Source organism: Leucobacter denitrificans (assembly GCF_014396385.1).
Taxonomy (GTDB): Bacteria; Actinomycetota; Actinomycetes; order Actinomycetales; family Microbacteriaceae; genus Leucobacter; species Leucobacter denitrificans.
Genome location: NZ_CP060716.1, coordinates 1,161,375 through 1,177,959 on the forward strand (window position 1 = coordinate 1,161,375; position 16,585 = coordinate 1,177,959).

The 16,585-nt window shown below is 59.2% G+C and carries 16 protein-coding genes and 1 riboswitch; all 16 genes read right to left on the bottom strand.

Annotation, left to right across the window (positions count from 1 at the left end; translation table 11 throughout):
* Positions 1–3 precede the first annotated feature (3 nt).
* The 16 genes from pilM to H9L06_RS05690 all read right to left on the bottom strand — a co-directional run bounded on the left by pilM (position 4) and on the right by H9L06_RS05690 (position 16,468).
* Entirely contained in the window at positions 4–1,038 is a 1,035-nt protein-coding gene (pilM, locus tag H9L06_RS05615; protein ID WP_187556213.1) for a type IV pilus assembly protein PilM, read from the bottom strand.
* Between the two features lie 70 nt (positions 1,039–1,108).
* Positions 1,109–1,951 carry a prepilin peptidase gene (locus H9L06_RS05620; RefSeq protein WP_187556214.1) on the bottom strand — a complete coding sequence of 281 codons (843 nt, stop codon included), beginning with the start codon at positions 1,949–1,951 and terminating at the stop codon, positions 1,109–1,111.
* Positions 1,948–4,164: a polymer-forming cytoskeletal protein gene (locus H9L06_RS05625; protein WP_187556215.1), complete on the bottom strand. Its 2,217-nt coding sequence runs from the start codon at positions 4,162–4,164 to the stop codon at positions 1,948–1,950. The genes H9L06_RS05620 and H9L06_RS05625 overlap by 4 nt, the downstream gene beginning before the upstream one ends.
* Positions 4,164–4,757, bottom strand: a complete 594-nt coding sequence (locus tag H9L06_RS05630) for a PilW family protein (RefSeq protein WP_187556216.1) — start codon at positions 4,755–4,757, stop codon at positions 4,164–4,166. The genes H9L06_RS05625 and H9L06_RS05630 overlap by 1 nt, the downstream gene beginning before the upstream one ends.
* Positions 4,754–5,182, bottom strand: coding sequence for a type IV pilus modification PilV family protein (locus tag H9L06_RS05635; protein WP_187556217.1), 429 nt, complete (start codon positions 5,180–5,182; stop codon positions 4,754–4,756). Before H9L06_RS05635 ends, H9L06_RS05630 begins: the two co-directional genes overlap by 4 nt.
* 121 nt (positions 5,183–5,303) lie before the next feature.
* Positions 5,304–5,687, bottom strand: coding sequence for a prepilin-type N-terminal cleavage/methylation domain-containing protein (locus tag H9L06_RS05640; protein ID WP_223165225.1), 384 nt, complete (start codon positions 5,685–5,687; stop codon positions 5,304–5,306).
* A gap of 181 nt (positions 5,688–5,868) precedes the next feature.
* Positions 5,869–6,093 carry a type II secretion system F family protein gene (locus H9L06_RS05645; protein ID WP_187556218.1) on the bottom strand — a complete coding sequence of 75 codons (225 nt, stop codon included), beginning with the start codon at positions 6,091–6,093 and terminating at the stop codon, positions 5,869–5,871.
* Positions 6,078–7,109 carry a type II secretion system F family protein gene (locus H9L06_RS05650; protein ID WP_187556219.1) on the bottom strand — a complete coding sequence of 344 codons (1,032 nt, stop codon included), beginning with the start codon at positions 7,107–7,109 and terminating at the stop codon, positions 6,078–6,080. Before H9L06_RS05650 ends, H9L06_RS05645 begins: the two co-directional genes overlap by 16 nt.
* Positions 7,110–7,111: 2 nt before the next feature.
* Positions 7,112–8,164, bottom strand: a complete 1,053-nt coding sequence (locus tag H9L06_RS05655; RefSeq protein ID WP_281381725.1) for a type IV pilus twitching motility protein PilT — start codon at positions 8,162–8,164, stop codon at positions 7,112–7,114.
* Between the two features lie 104 nt (positions 8,165–8,268).
* Entirely contained in the window at positions 8,269–9,858 is a 1,590-nt protein-coding gene (locus H9L06_RS05660) for a GspE/PulE family protein (protein WP_246454518.1), read from the bottom strand.
* 58 nt (positions 9,859–9,916) lie between these two features.
* Positions 9,917–10,822: a bifunctional methylenetetrahydrofolate dehydrogenase/methenyltetrahydrofolate cyclohydrolase gene (locus H9L06_RS05665; protein WP_187556220.1), complete on the bottom strand. Its 906-nt coding sequence runs from the start codon at positions 10,820–10,822 to the stop codon at positions 9,917–9,919.
* A 4-nt stretch (positions 10,823–10,826) separates the two neighbouring features.
* Entirely contained in the window at positions 10,827–12,110 is a 1,284-nt protein-coding gene (gene glyA / locus H9L06_RS05670; RefSeq protein ID WP_187556221.1) for a serine hydroxymethyltransferase, read from the bottom strand.
* Positions 12,111–12,139: 29 nt separating this feature from the next.
* Positions 12,140–12,219, bottom strand: a riboswitch (ZMP/ZTP riboswitch).
* A 164-nt stretch (positions 12,220–12,383) separates the two neighbouring features.
* Positions 12,384–13,502, bottom strand: coding sequence for an extracellular solute-binding protein (locus tag H9L06_RS05675; RefSeq protein ID WP_187556222.1), 1,119 nt, complete (start codon positions 13,500–13,502; stop codon positions 12,384–12,386).
* Positions 13,495–14,310 carry an ABC transporter permease gene (locus H9L06_RS05680; RefSeq protein WP_187556223.1) on the bottom strand — a complete coding sequence of 272 codons (816 nt, stop codon included), beginning with the start codon at positions 14,308–14,310 and terminating at the stop codon, positions 13,495–13,497. The genes H9L06_RS05675 and H9L06_RS05680 overlap by 8 nt, the downstream gene beginning before the upstream one ends.
* Positions 14,307–15,290: an ABC transporter permease gene (locus tag H9L06_RS05685; protein ID WP_187556224.1), complete on the bottom strand. Its 984-nt coding sequence runs from the start codon at positions 15,288–15,290 to the stop codon at positions 14,307–14,309. Before H9L06_RS05685 ends, H9L06_RS05680 begins: the two co-directional genes overlap by 4 nt.
* A complete protein-coding gene (locus H9L06_RS05690; RefSeq protein WP_187556225.1) occupies positions 15,287–16,468 on the bottom strand; it encodes an ABC transporter ATP-binding protein in 1,182 nt (393 codons plus the stop codon). Before H9L06_RS05690 ends, H9L06_RS05685 begins: the two co-directional genes overlap by 4 nt.
* Positions 16,469–16,585: the final 117 nt, after the last annotated feature.

Here is a 16,585-nt window from a genome sequence, read left to right on the forward strand (position 1 = left end):
GAATCACCGCCCCCTCAACGCGAGACCAACAGGTACCGAGAGAAGCTGCGAAAACTCTTCAATAAGTTCTCCTGGCTCAGCACCAGTCAGATCGACGCCCCGTATCGGATCCCCTATCTCAACAGGAATATCGAACTCCTCGGCAATCAGATTCTCGACGCTGGTACCAATCGCACCGTATCCGAGTAGAAGCACGCTCGATATTTCCTCGCCAGTGTAGGTTGCGGAGTAGTACTCCACTGTGCTGCGAATTTGCTCGATCACTGGAACGATCGCGGCCGTCAGATCAGGATCCTGGTTCGTGTCCATGCGCCGCATTATTGCGATATATTCTGCGAGCGTCTCGGCCCGCGCAACCGCTTCGTTATCCATCTTGCGCAATGCGTCGAAAATGTGCCCAACGCCAAGAGGCACGATCCGCACAAATTGGGGCACCCTATCGCGCACCACGAGGATATGGGACACCCGCCAACCCAGCGACACTATGAGCCGCGTGCCAAGCAAGGTATCGCCCACATCTACACTGCGCAACACTGCAAACGAATTGAGATCGAAGCCCACAACCTTCAACCCGGCATTCGACACCGCCGCGGCTTCGCTTTCGACGCTCGATTTGAGTGCGGCGATGAGCAGCCCGTCCATCTGCGGCGGAACGCTGCCCTCGACCGGTGCGATTGGATAGAAGTCGAGGATCGTGTCGGTGACAGGCACCGGCAACATGTCTTCAACCTGATATCGAAGCGCTCGACTCAACTGTGCTTCACTCATTTGAGGCACGGTGTGATTGCGCACGAGAGTGCGCTGGTTGCCGATGCCACAAATCACTCGCTTCGAGGAGAAGCCGGCTTGCTCCCACAGTTGCACGAGTACGCGTGTCACAGCGTTCGCGTCACGAACCTCGCCGTCACTCACAACGTTCTCAGGCAGCTCGACCATTCCGACCCGTTTAAGCCTTGGCAGTTTCTTGCGACGGTGCTCTACCTCTGCGGCGAACACCGCCCGACTCGAAATGACGAGCCCCACCACGTCTTTCGCCATTACGCACCTTCCCCTTGGCACATCCAACGCCTCAGTGTAGCGGCAGCCAGACCCAGAGATCTCCGCGAAATCACGCCGACCACGCAAAGTCAATATAAATGTTCATAAGCGCGTCGCCCCAGACCAAACCAACCCATGCACCAATGAGCATCCATGGGCCGTAGGCGATAGCACTGCGCCACCGCGCGCGACGCCCGAACATCAACACAACTCCGACGAGCGCAGCAAACAAAAAGCCCGAAAATGCGCCAACACCCACGGCACTCCAGCCGAGATACCCGAGCACTCCGCCAACGAGCGGTGCCAGCTTGACATCACCACCGCCAATACCTCTCGGGTACACAAGTGCAATGCCGAAATACAATGCGAACAAGGCCGCACTCGCACCGAGCGTAACCCCGAGCCTCGACCAATCTCCGACGAGCAAAGATGACACGCTGAGTAGCAACAAGACGACCGCAGCACTCGGCAAGACAACTGCATTGGGCAGTCGCTGATGTTTGGCATCAATAGTGGTAAGAGCAATCGATGCGGCGCCAAACCACAGAAACGCTACAAGCGCAAACAACCCGGAGATGAATTGATTGCCGGCCGCGTTGGGCCACGCAAATTCTACACAGTACCACCAGGTAATGAGCACGAACGCAGCCGCGGTACCGAGTTCGATCAGTGGATAACGAATGCCAATGGCGACGCCGCAGTGTGCGCAACGACCCCTGAGCGCGATATATGACACGACGGGAATGTTGTGCCACGGTCGCACTGGTGCGTCGCAACTTTGGCAGTGACTCCCAGCCAGCAGTGACTCCCCGCGCGGCACACGCCAAATAACTACATTCAGAAACGACCCGATCGCGAGGCCAAGCACTCCAGCGAGCGCGAGGAGCCACCCGAATTCGGCCGAACCGATCATGCGACGGACTCCGACTCAATATTGCGAATGGAAAGTGGTGCGGCCGAAATGCCTCCGATGATCTGCGGAACGCTGCTCTCAGAATTATCTGATTCGGAACCGCCGTCACCATTGCCGTTGGAGCCACCGTCACCGCTATTGCCGCCGTCACCGATTGGCCCCCACGACGGGAGCCCCATTGGAGAAAACCACAGGGAGGTAGTGCCGCCAATACACACCGAACCAGAATAGACGTTTCCAACGAATGAGGATCCACTCAGCCTCGAACCTGCCGGGGTGTACACCATCGTGCGCAAGGAGTCGTCGAGGTGCACATTCTCGAGATTCACTGCTGGCCTATTACAACCCGCAGTCGCTTGGTTTTGCACCCCCGGATTCACCACCCAAAGACTCGGCGTCGTACCTGACTTAGCTGACCAGTCCATTCCGTTGAGATTCGCACGTTCAACGATCAGCGCGACATCGACACCGAGTTTCGGTCGAGAGTTTTCACCGCTCCAGGCGCTGTACTGCAGATCGCCGCACGCGCGCAGATCAATAACTGTGTTGGTATCGAGAGCGCTGAGCGAACCCCACCCGTCCCCCGGGTACCGTTTCCAATCATTACACTCCGACCCGGTCACGATCTGCGAGGCAAATCCGAGCCAATCACTCTGTGCAAACTCATAATCACGCCAGGGTTCGATTTCAGGTGGGTTCACACTTGCGACCGGGTTCACGGTCGGAATGCTCGGGAACACCGGGAAGCGTGACTCATCGCACACAGTGTGTCCGTTGGAGGCTCCATTTTGCGACCACGGAGACCCCTGACCCGACCCACGAGTTACGTGGCAATCGGTGCCCGGGCGAGTACCCCGCACTTTGGTGTTGTTAAAGGCCACCGTCTTGCCCGCCTGCACATAGCCACGGAACGTGAGCCCCCAGCCATCTACCTTCATCGCACCGGTGACCTGAACGTTGCCGTTCGGCGCGGTTCTAAAAGTGTTCTCGCCCGCACCAAGCGCGACAATGTTTCCCTCAACCCGACTTCCATGGTCGAGGAGCACGGTTCCGTCGGTACGAATATCGCCGCTCACCGTGCCTGTAATGCGCAACACACCTGTGCTGCGCGATTCGATGTCGCCATGCACGGTACCCGTCACCGCAAGGGCGCCACTCGTGTGTACGTTGCCCTTCACGGTGCCGGTGATCTTCGAATCACCCGACCCAAGTGCAGTGAAGTTACCCTCAACCGTGCCAGGGATTTCGGCTGTACCGTTCGTCATGAAATTGCGCTTCACCGTGCCGTTAACGTACGAGCGGTCGGTGCCTGCCACATTCAAATCGCCGTACACAGTAGACGCACCGTCATGAAGTTTCACATTGCCATTTGCATAGACGTTGTTGCGACCAATTGCGCTCGCATCACCCATGGCGCCACTCAACACATGCGAAACAGCCGGATGGTTCCCTGAGACCTTCTCGCTCCCCGCAAGATACACATTGCCAGTTATCTGGTTCGTATCAGAGTTGTTCGTCTTCAGCTGTCCCCCGATGTGCAGATCTCCATTCACGACACAGGGCGTCGTGAACACATCGTTCGCGGCGAACACTGTGCCGGGTATGACCAGCCCGTTGCAGGTGAAAGTTGGTTCGCGGGTCACCACACGGGTCGGTTTGCCGTCAATCGTCGCGAGCTTCAATTGTGGGCCATTTGCGAAGCCACCATCACCGCCCCCGACGCTCACGATCGCATTGCCCGCGGAGCCCACGGGTTGCTCTACTTCGTCGTTACCGTCAGCTGGCGGGTCAATCGCAAATACTGCTTCGACGGTAGCGGTGTCACCATTTTGCGCTTCACCAGCAGATGTTATCGTCAAGGTTGCCGGTGTCGATGTGAGGTCGCACGAGCCTGTCACCGAGAACCTCGGTTCGTTCGTGCTCTCGAGCTGCGCGGTGGGAAACGACGAACAGATATCCACACCATCCGCTGCCAGTGTTGGAAGCTTCACCTGCGCCGCCGCGATTCCAGCCTCAGCTGCCGCATGTGCTTGAATGTTCGAGCGCGTCGTTTGACTCACCTGCGCCGAGCTCAGGATCGCGACGAGAAATGACGATACAAGCGCAAACCCAACAAGAAAGATGACGAGCACAAGTGGAAGCGCAGCGCCATCTTCGCTCCGACCCAGCACGCGGAATCCCCGGCGCCTCAGTCCGTGCATGAAGCGAATCATCACGCACCTTCCCAACACGATGTTCCCGCAGACGAGAGCCGGTTAGTCACCTGGCCAGCAACATCAATCGAGTGCTCATCCGATGTCGCGATAGTAAAACGATACTCGAGCGTGCCCGTCGTGGATCCACTCGCAGTTGATGACGATCCACCCGTAAAGAAATCTTCGGTGCCGAACGCGCCGACGCCCTGAGCCAGTACACCTGATGCCGGAGCTGCGGCCATTCGGGCCCCACTCTGCGCTCCATCGGGCCACCGCTCGCGAACGAGCTTGCCCGATGCAGGATCAATTTCCCAGCGCACGCACTCCCAGCCCATCTGAGCCTGTGAGGTACTCACGGACGCAGTGACCGAAGTAGGTGTAGTGATGAAGCTGCGCGCGTTTCGCATGTCATCTGCGATCGCGAGCGTGACAACCTGGCTGTCATTCGACGACGCCGAGATACCCTGTACTGCCTGTTCACTGCGAAATATCGAGACCATAAATGTCGAAACAATCAATGCAATGATGCCGAGCACCACCATGGTCACCGAGAGCTCAACCAGGCTGATACCGTCGTCGCGGCGCAGCCCGCGCATGATGCGAAGTTTCACGATGCAGTCACCACCTGTGTCGTCGCGCTGACGAGCGGGTCAGGTGCCGCGCTGGTTGCGTTCCTGTCAAACACCGAGATCGTCACGGTTGCCAGACGATCAGTACAGGTCACGTCGCGCGTCACTCGCAGTTTGTGGATCGCGCCTTCGGCGCCTCCACCAGTTGAAATGGCGAGATCTGAAGCATTCAGATCTGCCACTGACTCACACGCCGCACCTCGCACGACCGAACGTGTTTCGTCGAGCTGCGCTGCGGCAACCCGATTCGCCTCACCGACGTTCGCGTTCTTTTGTGCGAGCAGCACCGAATTCACCATGAGAGGTGCGAGCCCAGCAATAACCAGGCTTAGCAATACAATCGCAACAGCGAGCTCGGTCATAGTTAACCCGGTCTCGCCGCGCAGTACACCAGCGACCCGACGCATTGGTATCCCTTTGGTACTCAACGAAAAGGCATGTCTGCGGCAACACCGCAAGACGGGCACGGTGGGTGCCTTAGAGTGACACCCACCGTGAAGAGTGAGTCCAGCGACTCAGCGTTGCTCTTTAGGCGCAGCCCGGGCCGCTTGTTGCATCACCTGCAGTGACGCAGTAATTTTCGAGTGTGACCGCTTCTGTCGCAGGCGCCGTGAGTTCCACGGCCTCGGCGCTGTCCTTGACCTCGAGCTTCTCCAAAGCCGCTTCCGCATCGGCGACAGCAAGCGATCCACCCGATGAGTTCGCGACGGCGGCCGCAATCATCGAGCTACCGTTCGCAGCATTCGCTTCGTTTGTCGCTGCGGTCGCGTTCGACTGCATGTTTGCAAAAACAGGAACGGCGATCGCGACGAGAATGCCAATGATCACAATGACCACAGCGAGCTCAACGAGCGAGAAGCCCTTCTGACCCTCTTCGCGGTTGTTCAGAACAGCTTGAATACGTGTACGCAAAATAATCCCCCTAGAACAGTGCTCCCCCCAGAGCACAGAATATTGCAGTAAAAAACCCTCGAGCGTTCAACAACGAGGGCTGCACTATGAATACTGCCACACTATAAAGCTCGGTCTCTAGATGAATTCTCAAACGTGCATTGAACCTACAAGCAACCTGGGGGTTTATGTGAACTTTATGTCAAATCCCTTGTACTGCGGTGCTCATCGTGAGGATCGGGAGATAGAGCGCCACCATCATGCCACCGATAATGATTCCTATTCCCACAATGAGCAGAGGTTCGATCATGCTCGTGAGCTGTTCCGAGGTCGATTCAACCTCAGAATCGTAGTAGTCACCAAGAGAGGTCAGCATCACGTCGAGCGACCCAGATTCCTCACCTACCGAGATCATCTGAGTGACCATAGGGGAAACACTTCGTGCTCTGCGAGCGGGCCTGCGAGGCTCCGCCCATACCGCACCGAATTCTCTGCGTCACGAAGCGCTTCTTCAACCACCCAGTTGCTGGAAACCCGGCGAACAAAACCGAGGGCCTCGAGCAGAGGCACCCCCGCCTTGATCATTACCGCAAGGTTGCGGCTCACTCGGGCAATTGCGACTTTGCGAAATAGCGGACCAAAGACCGGCATGTTCACCTTGAACGTCTCAATCTTGCGTCGCACCGCATCTTCGCGTTTGTGGCGGGAATACCAATACCATCCAGCGAACACGAGTACTGCGAGTGCTGGCACCCAGAACACCGCAGCACGCGAAATCGACACGAGAACCTGGGTGATAAACGGGAGCTCTGTACCGAAACCCGCAAAGAGCTCTTCGAAGATCGGGACAACGAACAGCATCATCGCTACCACCGCGATGATGGCAACAATGAGCACAACGATTGGATACGTCATCGCTGCCTTAACTTTTTGCTGCAGTCGCAACTCGGTCTCAAAGTTCGTCGTTACCGAGCGCAAGGCCTGAGCCAGGAATCCGCCGACCTCACCGACACGAATGAGATTCACCATGAGCTCCGGAAACACCTTCGGGCGAGTTTCAAGTGCGGCCGACAGTGATAGCCCCTGCCCTACCTCGCGGCTCACCGCATCGAAACTTTCGGCCAGTACACGGTTCTCGGTCTGATCCGCCGCCACTTCGAGCGCACGCAAGAGGGGAACCCCAGCGTCGATGAGTTCACCCAGCTGCCTCGAGGCAATGGCAAGATCTTGAGTCGTCGGAGGTTTAGCAACACCGAAATCTAACTCTCGATTAAACAAACCAAGGCTCGCATTATTGCGCACCGCAAGTGGAACTAAACCCTTTGCCTCAATCGCCTGAACCGCTGCCGACTCATTCGGCGCACTTACCGTTCCGCGCCTTACCCGGCCAGAAGTATTCAACGCTCGGTACGAGAAGAGCGGATCTGTCTGCGTCTTAGCCACGGTCAGTACTCCCACATATTATTCGTCACGGCAACCTGCCGATTCACACCATTCGCCGCCGCGGATTGCACCGAGTCATCGAAGGAACGTGCGTGTCCAGCGTATTCACGCGCCTCAGAGGCCTCAACCTCACCCGTGCGCACGAGTTCGAGTAGCGACTGATCAAGCGTATGCATATGATTCTCAGACCCCGACTGCAGAACCGAGTAAATCTGGTGCGTCTCACCCTCTCGAATGAGATTCGCAATAGCAGACGTCATGCGGAGCACTTCGGTCGCAACCACTCGACCGCCCTGCTTCCTACGAAGTAGCGTCTGAGAAACGACGGCCTTCAAGCTACCTGAGAGCTGCACGCGCACCTGATTCTGCTGGTGTGGTGGAAACGCGTCAACAATTCGGTCGATCGACTGCGCCGCATCAACGGTGTGCAGAGTGGCGAACACAAGATGGCCCGTCTCCGCAGCCGTCAGTGCCGCCGAGATGCTCTCGGGATCGCGAAGCTCGCCGATAAGAATCACATCAGGATCCTGCCGGAGTACATGTTTTAAGGCCACCGCAAAGCTGCGCGTGTCAACACCAACTTCACGTTGATGAATGAGGCTTCGCTTCGGTTGATGCATAAACTCAATCGGGTCCTCGACTGTCACGATGTGGCAGCGACGCTCAGAATTTATGATGTCGAGAACCGAGGCGAGGGTCGTGGATTTTCCAGAGCCCGTGGGTCCCGTAACGAGCACAAGACCCCGCGGAAGGAAGGCGAGGTCACGAATATGGGCGGGCACACCGAGCGACTCAAGATCGCGCACTTCATTGTCGATACGACGAAACGCTGCACCGATCATTTGTCGCTGCATGTACACGTTTACTCGAAACCGACCCACCCCGGCGAGTGAGTGAGCGAAGTCAAGCTCAAGGTCTTCGCTGAATCTACGCTTCTGCTCGCCCGTCAGCATGCCTTGAATCACATCGTTCAGGGCGTCAACCGTAAGCAGAGCATGCGCGCCCGGTATTGGTGTCAGATCACCATCAATACGAACAATCGGCGGTGAACCCACACTCAAATGCAAATCTGAAGCCCCAAGGGCCTCCAGTTGCGCCAAAGTAGCGTCGAGCACAAATCCAGGCACCACATGACCTTTCGGGTTGGAATACAGTCGGGTCACACAGTGACGCGCAAGACTTCTTCAATCGAAGTCGCACCCGCGAGTACCTTACGCCAGCCGTCCTCACGCAGCGGCACCATACCCTGCTCGATGGCGACGCTTCGTAGATCCTGATTCGAGGCTCCAGCGACGATGAGTTGCGCAATCTGTTGGGTCACTCGCATTACCTCGTGGATCGCGACGCGCCCACGGTATCCCGTTCCCGAACACCGCGAACACCCCTGCGGTTCACCGACCTGAGCCATGCCCCCTGGCACCACGAACCCTATACTCTCGAGTACTTCAGGACTCGGCTGTCGCACTATCACGCAGTCTTTGCACAGCCGTCGCGCGAGACGCTGCGCCATCACAGAATCGAGGGCAGAGGCAACCAGGAACGGTTCGATACCCATTTCGACAAGCCGGCTGGCGGCGCTCGGCGCATCGTTCGTGTGCAGAGTCGAAAGCACAAGGTGCCCCGTGAGTGCGGCCTCGATGCTTGTCTGCGCGGTTTCGGAATCGCGGATCTCTCCGACTAACACCACGTCGGGATCGCTACGCAATATTGACCGGAGAGCACTATCGAAGGTGAGACCAGCGCGAGGATTCACCTGCATCTGGTTCACACCATCCATGCGGTATTCCACCGGGTCTTCAACTGTGATCACATTGATCTCGGGACGCACAATTTCATGCAATGTCATGTACAGCGTCGTTGACTTACCTGACCCAGTGGGACCGGTCACAAGCACCATACCGTGGGGTTTCTTGAATGAGGCCTGAAACACGTCGTAATTGCGTTCCGACATCTCGAGGTCGGTGAGGCGCAATTGTTCGGCTGGTGTGTCAAGAATGCGCATCACCACCTTCTCACCCCAGAGGGTCGGAAGTGTTGCAACGCGAAGATCAACCTCACGGCCACGATGCTTCACAGTCATGCGGCCATCCTGCGGCAAACGGCGCTCTGAAATATCAATATTGCTCATGATCTTCATACGCGAGACCACTCCGCTTGCAATCGATGCCGACGCATTCTGCACTTCCCGCAACACTCCATCGATGCGATAGCGCACTCGCAGCACACCATCAGCCGGTTCGATATGAATGTCCGAGGCCCGATCCTGAATTGCCTGCGAAATGATGAGGTTTACAAACTGAACGATCGGGGCGTCTTCAAGCGCGCCACTGTTCTCATCTGCCGCACGGTCGAGGTCAAGTGCAGCAGCCTGTGCACTCAATTCACTTGACAACTCAGCGATCTGCTGGTCGAGCCTCGCAAAGCGAGTGAGCGCATACTCCATAGCTTCCGCTGACGCGACGAGCGGAGTAACGGTGCGCCCAGTCGCACTCGCAACATCGTCGATTGCGATGATGTCGCTCGGATCCACCATCGCCAATCGCACCCGGTGCTCTGAAATCGTCACAGGGATCACACGATGGCGTCGACAAAGATCTGTGGTCACCAACTCAACCATCTGCAGATCGATGTCAGTCTCGAACAAATTCACGTATCCGAGACCACGGTCCGTTGCCAATTGCTCGGCAGTCGACACTGGTGCCGCACCATGCGTTCCGCGCGGGTGTTGCCACCCCTCAGCAATGCTCACAGCTCCCCCTTAGTCGATCGACCCCTCGCCCCCACGAGAGTAATCGCTTACTTCGGGATCATATCTGATAAGCCGCGCGCTCAGCCATCTCGACGACGTTCTTGAGCAGCAGCGCACGCGTCATGGGGCCGACGCCGCCGGGGTTCGGCGAGATCCACGAAGCTACCTCGGCGACAGCCGGGTCGACGTCGCCGACAACGCGGCTCTTGCCGGTTTCGGGATCGACCTTGCGCGACACACCCACATCGAGCACGATCGCGCCGGGCTTGACGTTCTCAGCCTTCACGATGCCCTCGACACCAGCGGCGGCAACGATGACGTCAGCGCGACGCAGTTCGGCCGCGAGGTCAGCCGTGCCAGTGTGGGTGAGCGTCACGGTCGCGTTGTACTCGCGGCGCGTGAGCAGCGGCCCGATCGGGCGGCCAACGGTCACACCGCGGCCAACGACGACCACGTGCTTGCCAGCCCACGAGAGGCCGTTGCGTTCCACGAGCTCAATCACACCGCGCGGGGTGCACGGCAGTGGGCTCGTGATCTCGGTGTTCGCGTTCAACACGAGTCGACCGAGGTTCGTCGGGTGCAGCCCGTCGGCATCTTTGTCAGGGTCGATGAGCTCAAGAATTCGGTTCGTATCGATGTGCTTCGGCAGCGGAAGCTGCACGATGTACCCGGTGCACTCGGGATTGCCGTTGAGCTCGTCAATGACGGCCTCAAGCTCTTCCTGCGTCACCGACTCAGGCAGCTCGCGCTTGATCGACGCGATACCAACCTCAGCGCAGTCACGGTGCTTGCCCGCAACGTACCACTGTGAACCCGGGTCTTCGCCCACGAGCACGGTAGCGAGCCCAGGCACGACGCCGCGTGCAGCGAGGGCCGCAACGCGCTCGGCGAGCTCGGTCTTGATGGCTGCGGCAGCCGCGGTGCCATTGAGCTTTTGCGCGCCGGATGTCGACTGTTCAGTCACCGGCCTACCACTCCTCGAGGCCGGGATACAGCGGGAACGCGTCAGCGAGCGTCTTCACGCGCGCCTTCAGCGATTCCACGTCGCCCGACTCGGTGAGCGTCTGCGCGATGATGTTTGCAACCTCGGCAAACTCGGTGTCGCCAAACCCGCGGGTAGCGAGCGCGGGCGTACCAATGCGCAGGCCGCTCGTGACCATCGGCGGGCGTGGATCGAACGGAACCGCATTACGGTTCACGGTAATGCCGACCGCGTGCAGTGCGTCTTCGGCCTGCTGACCGTCGAGCTTCGAGTTGCGCAAGTCTGCGAGCACGAGGTGCACGTCGGTGCCACCGGTGAGCACGTCGACGCCAGCCGCCTTTGACGCCTCCGAGGTGAGCGCTGCAGCGACGAGCTTAGCGCCCGAGAGGGTGCGCTCCTGACGCTCCTTGAACTCGTCTGTCGCGGCGAGCTTGAACGCGGTCGCCTTTGCTGCGATCACGTGCATGAGGGGACCACCCTGCTGACCCGGGAACACGTTCGAGTTGAGCTTCTTGTGCAACTCGAGGTCGTTCGTAAGGATGAAGCCCGAGCGCGGGCCACCGATGGTCTTGTGCACGGTCGACGAGGTGACGTGTGCGTGCGGCACCGGGTTCGGGTGCAGACCCGCAGCGACGAGACCGGCGAAGTGCGCCATGTCAACCCACAGCGTCGCGCCAACCTCATCAGCGATCGCACGGAACGCAGCAAAGTCAAGCGTGCGCGGGTACGCCGACCAGCCCGCAATAATGACCTTCGGCTTGTGCTCAAGCGCCTTCTCGCGCACCACGTCCATGTCCACGAGGAACGTCTCCGGATCCACCCCATACGAGACCACGTTGTAGAGCTTGCCCGAAAAATTGAGCTTCATGCCGTGCGTGAGGTGGCCACCGTGCGCGAGCTCGAGACCGAGAATCGTGTCGCCCGGCTCAGCAATCGCGCTGAGCACCGCGGCGTTCGCCGATGCGCCCGAGTGGGGCTGCACGTTCGCGTACGCCGCACCGAACAGGCTCTTCGCGCGCTCGCGCGCGAGCTCTTCAGCGATGTCGACGAACTCGCAGCCACCGTAGTAGCGGCGGCCCGGGTAGCCCTCGGCGTACTTGTTAGTGAGCACCGAGCCCTGTGACTCGAGCACTGCGCGAGGAACAAAGTTCTCGCTCGCGATCATTTCGAGTGTGGATCGCTGACGCCCAAGCTCGTTCTTGAGCACCTCGGCGATCTCGGGATCGACGACCTCAAGTGGCTCGTTAAAGAATGCTGACTGGTTTGACATGTGCGGTTCCCTTGTGTGGTGTTGCCAGGATCTGCGGCCCAGGCGAGCGGCCTATCAAAAATGTCGCTCCCCGATGGTTTCCATCTGCACGCCAGTCACGACGAGTTCATACTACCAGCAGCGCCGAATCACTAGCTCGGGTTAGGAGAAGGCGTGTGGATCCACACACAAGTCGACCCGGCAGTTGTGGCTGCTTCAGCTCGCGCGAAACAGCCACAACTGCCGGGTCAACTCGGGTTGATCAGCCCTCACCTGGGTAAGAGTGGATCGTGACTAACCCTTGAAGGTCTCGAAGATCTTCGTGTAGTTCGTCATCTCCTCGTTGTTGCACGGGGTAACCGGCAGAGCGAGGTCGTAGCCCTCAGGGATCGAGATCGCCGGGCTGTTGCGCAGCTCGTCGCTCATGAGCTCATCGGTTCCGGCAACACCCGAGGCGTAGGCCTGGAAGTTGACCGCAACGGCCATGTTCTCTGGTTCGAGCATCCAGTTGAGGAATGTCTTGGCCTGATCCACATTCTCTGCCCCAACCGGGATAGTGAAGTTGTCTTGCCAGAGCGCGATGCCCTCTTCTGGGTACACGTACTTCAGCGATGGGCGCTCGAGAGCAGCGCGGTGGCCAGCGCCGTTCCAGATCATCGCCATTGCCTGCTCGCCGTTCGCGAGGCGCTCAAGAATGCCGTCGCTGTTGATCGTGCCGACGCGTGGCTTGAAGTCGAGCAGCAGATCTTGCGCCGCCTGCAGCTCCGCGCCCTCGGTCGTGCAGAATTCGCCGCCGGTGACGCGCAGTGCCGAGTTGATGACCTCGGTCTGGTCGTTCATCGTGCCCACGCGGCCCGCCGACTCTGGTGGATTGAAGTAGTCAGCCCACGAGGTGAGGTCTTCTGAGATGACGTCGGTGTCGTACATGAATGACGTCGTGCCGTAGAGGTACGGGGTCGAGTACATGCGGTCCTGATCGAAGTAGACATCAAGGAACTCGGGCTTGATGTTGCCGCCGTTTGGCAGGGTCGACGAGTCGAACTTCAGCAGTAGGCCGTCGTTCGCGAGGATCTCGACCATGTAGTCGCTCGGAACCACGACGTCGTAGCCCGCACCGTTCGACGCACGGAGCTTCGCTTCGAGGCTCTCGTTGGAATCAAAGTAATCAACGTTGAGCGTGATTCCTGTGTCGTCGGTGAACTTCTTGATGAGTTCTTCTGGGTAGTAGTCGCTCCAGGTGTAGAGGTTAACCTCGCCACTCGTTGCTTCTACGTACTCGCCGGAGGCAGTGTCGTCGGCGACCTCGCCTCCGCCGTCGGTGACTCCCCCGCCGCAGCCGGTGAGGGCGAGGGCACCTGCGGCCCCTAGCGCGAGCACTGAGGCGGCTCGTCTTGTCCATCGGGTATTACGCATTCTGCTTACTCCTTCGTTGTGATTGCAGGAATGTGATGGTGGTGACGACGATCGCGAGCACGAGCAGGAGCGTCGCCACGACGTTCACCGCAGGGCTTGCGCCGCGTCGGATCAAACTGAACAGGAACACCGGAAGCGGGGTTGCGCCCGCAGCCGACAGGAAGTTCGAGATGATGAAATCGTCGAGCGAGATCACGAACGCAAGAATTGCGCCCGAGATGATGCCCGGGGTGAGCAGCGGCAGCGTGACCCGGCGGAACAACTGCCAGGAACTCGCACCCAGATCGGTCGCGGCCTCGAAGTAGTCCGTGCCGAGACCCTTGAGCCTCGCCCTCACTGGCATGAGTGCGAACGGAATACAGAACGAGGTGTGCGCGAGTATCAACGCGAGCATTCCGGGCGTGAGGCCGATCATGCGAATGAACCCGAGTGTTGCGACCGCGAGCACGATCTCCGGGATCACGAGTGGGGCGGTGAGGATCGCCGTCGTGAGACCACTGAATTTGGAACGCAGGCGATCCACTGCGAGGGCGAACAGGATCGCAAAGATCGTCGCGCCCGTCGTCGCTACGACCGCGATCTGCAGCGACACCCACACCGCGCTCAGCAGGTTCGCGTTTTGCGCGACCTCGCCGAACCAGCGCACGCTGAACCCGCGCCAGATTAGGGCCGAATCGCCGTCATTGAACGCGTAGATCGTGGTGATGATGATGGGAATGTAGAGGAAGACGATGCCGAAGATCGCGATCGGCCCGATGCCCGGGAAGTCGCGCAGGCGGAGCACCCGTGAAGGCTTTTTCATGGTCATAGCGAGATCTCCACCTTCTTGCCAGATTTCTTCGAATAGAACGCGATGAAGATGAGCGCGATCATGAGCATGATGAGGATGATCACCGAAAGCGCAGCACCAAACGGCCAGTTGCGCGAGTCGCCAAACTGCGAGGCGATGAGGTTACCGATGAGGAGCACCTTGCCGCCACCGAGCAGCACGGGCTGCACATACGAGCCGAAGGCCGGCATGAAGACAAGCAGGATTCCCGACACAATGCCGGGGGTGGCGAACGGGAGGATGATCCGCCGCACAACCGTGGTCTTCTTCGCGCCGAGATCGTAGGCCGCCTCGGCGAGCCTGAAATCGAAGCCCGCGAGCGCCGAGTACATCGGAAGCACCATGAACGGGAGGAACGTGTAAATCAGACCGAGCTGCGACGCGAGCGGCGTGTACAGCAGTTCCATCTTCGGCAGCCCGAGCGCCGCGAATGCATTGTTTACGATGCCGTTGTCGTTAAGAATGAGCATCCAGGCGTAGGTGCGCACGAGGAGGTTCGTCCAGAACGGAATCGTAATGAGCAGCACAAGCACGTTTTGAATCTTCTCGGGCCTCGTCGCGATCCACAACGCGATAGGGAACGACAGCAGGAGGCACACGACCGTGGTGACGGTGGCTTGGAACAGAGACGTGCCAAACACCTCGAGATAACGCGAATCGAACGCGACGTTACCTAAAAAGTCTGACTGGAACAGAAAGTTCACATACGGCTCGAGCGTGAACTCGTAGATCACGCCGCCGCCTTGTGGCGGACGTGACATGAACGAGAAGATGACGATGACCACAAGCGGGCCAATCGTGAAGAGCGCCGCGACGATGAGCGCGGGAATGACTGCGAACCACGGGAACGAACCCGGTGTGCGCAGGCTCTTTCTGGGCCTGGTCACCGGCACCATGTTGACGCCGGTGCGGTCTGGGTCGGTGCGATTCAGATCTGCACGGTTCAGTTCGGTGGTCATGCTTGTGCCTCTGGGGCGAGTGGCCTGAGCGACTCAGCATCGGCGTAAAGTTTGACCTCAGAGCCCGGGCGGTACCCCTCGTCGAACGGGGGCGGCACCCGCAGCGCGAGCTCGGTGCCGTCACTCAGGGTCACAGTGCACCGCAGGTCGGTGCCCATGTAGACGAGGCGCGAAATCTCACCGGTCGCGAAGTGCACGCCGCCCGGGGTGAGTCGAATGCGCTCGGGGCGGATCGTGAGCGTCACCCGGTCACCCGGCGTGGGCACGGTCTTCGTGAGGGTGACTGGATCGCCACCGGGAAGCGTGACCACGAGGCGCTCGCCCTCGGCATTCTCGGCGCGCTCTGCACCGACTGCTCCAGCCTGGCGCTCGACCTGCGCTTCGACGAAGTTCGTCTCACCGATAAAGTCGGCGACGAACCGGCTCGACGGCTTCTCGTAGATCTCCTCAGGAGTGCCGATCTGCTCAGGGCGACCCTGGTTGAACACGGCGATGCGGTCACCCATACTCAGTGCTTCCTCCTGGTCGTGGGTGACAAATACGAAGGTGATGCCCGTGGTGCGCTGCAGGCGCTTGAGCTCGGACTGCATGCCGCGGCGCAGCTTCAAGTCGAGCGCCGCGAGCGGCTCATCAAGCAGCAGTACCTGCGGCTGCTTCGCGAGTGAGCGCGCGAGTGCGACGCGTTGCTGCTGACCACCAGAGAGTTGCGCAGGCTTGCGGTTCGCCATTTCTTGCAGCTGCACGAGTTCCAGCATCTCCTGCACCCGCTGGTGCACTTCTTGCTTCGGGCGCCGCTCCATTTCGAGCCCGAACGCAATGTTCTCTGCGACCGTGAGGTGCGGGAACAGTGCGTACGACTGAAACACAGTGTTGACCGGGCGCGCGTGAGGTGCGAGGTTGTCGATGCGCTGTTTGCCGAGGTGGATCTCGCCCTCGTCAAGCGAGTCGAGGCCCGCGATCGTGCGAAGTAGAGTGGTCTTACCGCAGCCCGAAGGGCCGAGCATCACGAAGAATTCACCCTGGTTGATCGAAAACGACACGTCGTCGATCGCGTTCACATGCGTTTTCTCGGGGGTGACAAACGTTTTACGTGCGCCACTGATCGTGAGTTTCGTCGAGGGTGAATCCGCCGGGTTGATCCGATCATGCCCGCTGATTGTCGGGATGGGCGTGGTCATGCAATGGCCTGCTTCCTGAAAACCCGAACTTGCGCCGATGCAAGCTCTTGTGAAAGCTAAACCTAATAGGGTTAGATTAATAGCGCAAGAGTCGGGACTTCGGCTTTGCCGTGAGTT

Bases quoted from the DNA above. Each gene is read 5' to 3' on its own strand.
- pilM (WP_187556213.1), bottom strand. From the start codon at position 1,038: ATGGCGAAAGACGTGGTGGGGCTCGTCATTTCGAGTCGGGCGGTGTTC.
- H9L06_RS05620 (WP_187556214.1), bottom strand. From the start codon at position 1,951: ATGATCGGTTCGGCCGAATTCGGGTGGCTCCTCGCGCTCGCTGGAGTG.
- H9L06_RS05625 (WP_187556215.1), bottom strand. From the start codon at position 4,164: ATGATTCGCTTCATGCACGGACTGAGGCGCCGGGGATTCCGCGTGCTG.
- H9L06_RS05635 (WP_187556217.1), bottom strand. From the start codon at position 5,182: ATGCGTCGGGTCGCTGGTGTACTGCGCGGCGAGACCGGGTTAACTATG.
- H9L06_RS05645 (WP_187556218.1), bottom strand. From the start codon at position 6,093: ATGGTCACTCAGATGATCTCGGTAGGTGAGGAATCTGGGTCGCTCGAC.
- glyA (WP_187556221.1), bottom strand. From the start codon at position 12,110: ATGTCAAACCAGTCAGCATTCTTTAACGAGCCACTTGAGGTCGTCGAT.
- H9L06_RS05675 (WP_187556222.1), bottom strand. From the start codon at position 13,502: ATGCGTAATACCCGATGGACAAGACGAGCCGCCTCAGTGCTCGCGCTA.
- H9L06_RS05680 (WP_187556223.1), bottom strand. From the start codon at position 14,310: ATGACCATGAAAAAGCCTTCACGGGTGCTCCGCCTGCGCGACTTCCCG.
- H9L06_RS05685 (WP_187556224.1), bottom strand. From the start codon at position 15,290: ATGACCACCGAACTGAACCGTGCAGATCTGAATCGCACCGACCCAGAC.
- H9L06_RS05690 (WP_187556225.1), bottom strand. From the start codon at position 16,468: ATGACCACGCCCATCCCGACAATCAGCGGGCATGATCGGATCAACCCG.